General features: G+C 68.7%; 3 protein-coding genes and 2 pseudogenes. 4 read left to right on the forward strand and 1 reads right to left on the reverse strand.

All coding sequences use genetic code 11. The features are described 5' to 3' along the window. The first annotated feature begins 138 nt into the window (after positions 1 to 138). A complete protein-coding gene (locus tag ACFVGY_RS37670; protein WP_385687081.1) occupies positions 139 to 495 on the forward strand; it encodes a hypothetical protein in 357 nt (118 codons plus the stop codon). 661 nt (positions 496 to 1156) lie between these two features. Here the strand turns inward: ACFVGY_RS37670 and ACFVGY_RS37675 are convergent. After that, positions 1157 to 1869, reverse strand: a pseudogene (locus ACFVGY_RS37675) (IS5 family transposase); the annotation flags it as partial. 10 nt (positions 1870 to 1879) lie between these two features. Between ACFVGY_RS37675 and ACFVGY_RS37680 the strand changes: the two are divergent. The 3 genes and pseudogenes from ACFVGY_RS37680 to ACFVGY_RS37690 all read left to right on the forward strand — a co-directional run. After that, positions 1880 to 2011 (forward strand): annotated as a pseudogene (locus tag ACFVGY_RS37680) (IS481 family transposase); the annotation flags it as partial. A 145-nt stretch (positions 2012 to 2156) separates the two neighbouring features. Then, positions 2157 to 2591, forward strand: coding sequence for a hypothetical protein (locus ACFVGY_RS37685; protein WP_385687084.1), 435 nt, complete (start codon positions 2157 to 2159; stop codon positions 2589 to 2591). A gap of 106 nt (positions 2592 to 2697) precedes the next feature. Continuing rightward, on the forward strand, positions 2698 to 3351 hold the full coding sequence (locus tag ACFVGY_RS37690) for a DNA alkylation repair protein (RefSeq protein WP_385687087.1): 654 nt from the start codon (positions 2698 to 2700) through the stop codon (positions 3349 to 3351). Positions 3352 to 3590 lie beyond the last annotated feature (239 nt).

Here is a 3590-nt window from a genome sequence, read left to right on the forward strand (position 1 = left end):
GAGAGTAGGACGCCGCCGAACAATCATTGCGGGAAGCCCCGCACCAGCCCGTTCAGGGTGTGGTGCGGGGCTTTTCTGCGTTCACCGGCAGATTCTCGGTCCGCTCGGTATCCTGGCCGCGTTCCCCCGGAGGAGTCGATGACAGCACAGCACGTGGAAGACGGCGGCCCGCTCATCCCCCAGCCGGCCATGACACGGGAAGCACTGCGGGACGCCGTTCGGCGGATCGACATGGCGAGCCTCGCCGTGCTCGACAGGGAATGCAACGAGGCCTTCGACCGGGCAGCCGAAACCGGGGCGATCAACCCCCTGCGTTTCTTCCTGATCAAGTGGGCGACGCACGTCGCGATCCACCGCTGGCCGGCGCGGGCAGCGGCCCTGCGCGAAGCAGAACGCATCGCTGGTGACCCCGCCTCCACTGAGAAGGAGTTCCGGGCCGCGATGGAGACCAGCAGCCGCATCCTCGCCGAGGCGCAGCGGGAAATCGGTCTGTGAGCCTGCGGGGCGAGGGCGTCGAAAGCGACAACGGCTGGGCGTGGGAATGCGATCCCACCCGGCTGTGGGTCATGGGGGATATGCCGTCGGCACCGCAGGGCCTCGTGGGTGCAGTCATGGACGGCCTGGTGGACCTGGCGTCTATGGGCATCGACCCCAAGGACGGCAGCCTGTACGAGGACCCGAACCCCATGCGGTTCCGCACCGCCGCCGCGTCTACCTCAAGCGGGTCAACCTCTGATCCGCACCGTGGCGGCGGGGCAGTCGCGCAGGACCCTCGCATCAGGACCCGCCCGCAGCGCGTACAGGCGACCCAGGGCACGAGAAGCAGTTCCGCCAGCTCGTCCCCGCCCTCCAGGCCGGCCCCGCTGAGTGCGAGCCCCTCGTCGAGGAGGCCCGCAACGAGCATGCCCAGCCCGGCTCCTGCTCAGCGTCTGCCCGGGGTGCGTGGCCAGCAGGTCCTGGTCGCCCGTGAGCATGTCGGCAAGGACCTGCGTCCGTCGACTTTGGCGGGGGCCAGGACCCAGGCGATGGGCAGGCCGCCGGGTGTGCAGACCAGGGGGCGTATTCGGTCGTGATCAACGGTGGTCCTGCCCGCTCAGGTCTTTGATCCAGATCACCGCGCCGCGGAGGTGGAGGCCGGCGAGGTAGCTGGCGGGCCTCTTTGCAGATGGGCGCGGTTGCCGCGGGACGAATAGGCCTTGTCCCCGGCGACCGCGTCGGGCCGGGTGCGGGGGCGCACGACCGGCCCGCGGACCCGTAATTTCTTGAGCACGGGGATGAACTGCGGGCTGTCGGCAGCCTGCCCCTCGGCCAGCAGGAACACCAGCGGACGGCACCTGCCGTCGCCGGCGACGTGAATCTCGCTGGGCTGGCCGCCTCTGGAGCGTCCGGGCAGTGCGGCCTTCAGACGGAGCCTGCGCCGCCGCCGGATACGTCGGCGCCCCTCACGTCCCGGATCACCTGCGGCGTCCTGCCCGTCTTGTTCTTTCGGGCCGCCCCTTTTCGCCGGGCCTCCTCCGCCTCATCGGCGGCCTTCTCCAGGGCCTCCATGGCGTCAGAGCCCAAGTGCATCCCGGCAGCTTCGTGGTGGGCCCGAACGGAGGTGGAATCAACGCTGATGACCAGCGACAAGTCCACGTCGCCCCGCCTCGCGGCCTCCGCGACGGCGTCCTCCAGCAGGGCTTCGAAGACGCCCGCCTCACGCCACTGCCCGAAGCAACTGGAGACGGTCGACCACGCGCCGAAGTCCGCCGACATCGCCCCCCACTGCCCGCCGGTCTTGAACCGCCAGATCACGCCCTCGAACTGCTGCCGCAGCCGCTCCGGGTACGGGCCGTACTCGCCGAGACGGCGGGCCGGGAGCAGGCGCATTCCACCGGCGCTTGTTGTAGCAGGACTGCCCTCCCGCCGGCGCCACCACCAACCGCGAAGGACGGCAGCCGAGGTCGAGACGGAAGCACTACACCTCCGGCGGGAACACCGCATCGGTCGCTGCGGCTGGCGGCCCGCCACGAGGAAGGGGCCTACCAGCGGTCCCACACCTCAGACCAACGAACGGATGGAAGCGCTCCCCGACTGGGATCCGTGGCCAAACACCCGCCAGCCGCGTCACCAACGTGCCGGGACCACAACCTACGGCGATCAGCCATGATCCCCGGGTGAGCATCCTCGTGAAGTTCTTCGTGGCGCCCGACGACGCGTCGGCGGCTCGGGTCCTCCAGACCGGGCCGGGACGGGCATTCGAGTCGCTCTCCTTCGGCAACTTCGATCCGGAGGAGGCCGTGGTCGAGTGGGAACATCTTCTGGTCGGCGCCAGCTTCGAGGAGCTCATCGAGGCAGGGGAGCCTCGCGTCATCGCTGGCCAGGACGATGAGGGGTGCGTCGTCTTCGCGATCTCGGCTCGTCTCTCGGCGGCACTCGCCCACGCTGATCGTTCCAGGCTGCGTGCCGTGGCCACGTCGTGGGCCCAGCTACGCATGGAGGACGGCGAGTCCATCGACACGGAGATCGCCGACGCGGTCGTGCTCGATCTGGCTGATCTCGCAGGCAGCGCCCGACGCCAGAGCCAGCGCATCTACTGCTGGGTCGCGTAGGAGGCCACGTGGCGACGCCCCGCTGGTTGCCGGCCCCCGTCGTACGCTGAACCTCGCGCGTGAGGAACGGGAGGCTGAGGTGGCCGAGACGACGCTGGCCGGGGTGATGGCCGAGCTGGCCGAGCTCGAGGACCCGAAGACACGCGCGGTGAACGAGAAACACGGCGACGACCACGGCGTCAACCTCGGCAAGCTACGCGCCGTCGCGAAGCGGCTGAAGACGCAGCAGGACCTTGCGCTCCGGCTCTGGGAGACGGGTGACACCGCGGCGAGACTGCTGGCGATCCTGATCTGCCGCCCGAAGACGTTCGAGCGCGACCAGCTGGACACCATGCTGCGCGAGGCGCGCACGCCCAAGGTGCACGACTGGCTCGTGAACTACGTGGTGAAGAAGAACCCGCACGCCGAAGAGCTGCGCCTGGCCTGGTTCGCCGATCCGGATCCGGTGGTCGCGAGTGCCGGCTGGGCGCTGACCACCGAACGCGTGGCGAAGAAGCCCGAGGACCTTGACCTCGCAGCACTGCTCGACGTCATCGAGGCGGAGATGACGGACGCCCCGGACCGCCTGCAGTGGGCGATGAACCACTGCCTGGCGCAGATCGGGATCGAGCACGCCGAGTACCGTCTCCGCGCCATCGAGATCGGTGAGCGCCTGGAGGTGCTCAAGGACTACCCGACCTCCCCGGGCTGCACGTCCCCGTTCGCGCCCACCTGGATCACCGAGATGGTGCGCCGCCAGGGGCTGGGCGGGGACCTTTGACACCCGTCGAGGAGTGGTTGTAGTATGTAGCGGTTGCCTGGAACGGAAGAGTTCGGCGACAACCCACAAGCAAGATCGTCGCACCCGGTGAATCTGATTCGTCGGGAGCGCAGTCGACTCCTCCTTCAGGAATCCGAAGCCGGGAAATCCGGTGGAAAACTTCTGATAGAGTCGGTCTCGCCGGAAAGGGAAACGCGAAAGCGAAGACCTGGAAAGCAAAACCCGCTTCGACCGGGAAT

Source organism: Streptomyces sp. NPDC127106, assembly GCF_042677605.1.
Taxonomy (GTDB): Bacteria; Actinomycetota; Actinomycetes; order Streptomycetales; family Streptomycetaceae; genus Streptomyces.

Coding starts and splice junctions, on each gene's coding strand:
- ACFVGY_RS37670 (WP_385687081.1), top strand. CDS start 139: ATGACAGCACAGCACGTGGAAGACGGCGGCCCGCTCATCCCCCAGCCG.
- ACFVGY_RS37690 (WP_385687087.1), top strand. CDS start 2,698: ATGGCCGAGCTGGCCGAGCTCGAGGACCCGAAGACACGCGCGGTGAAC.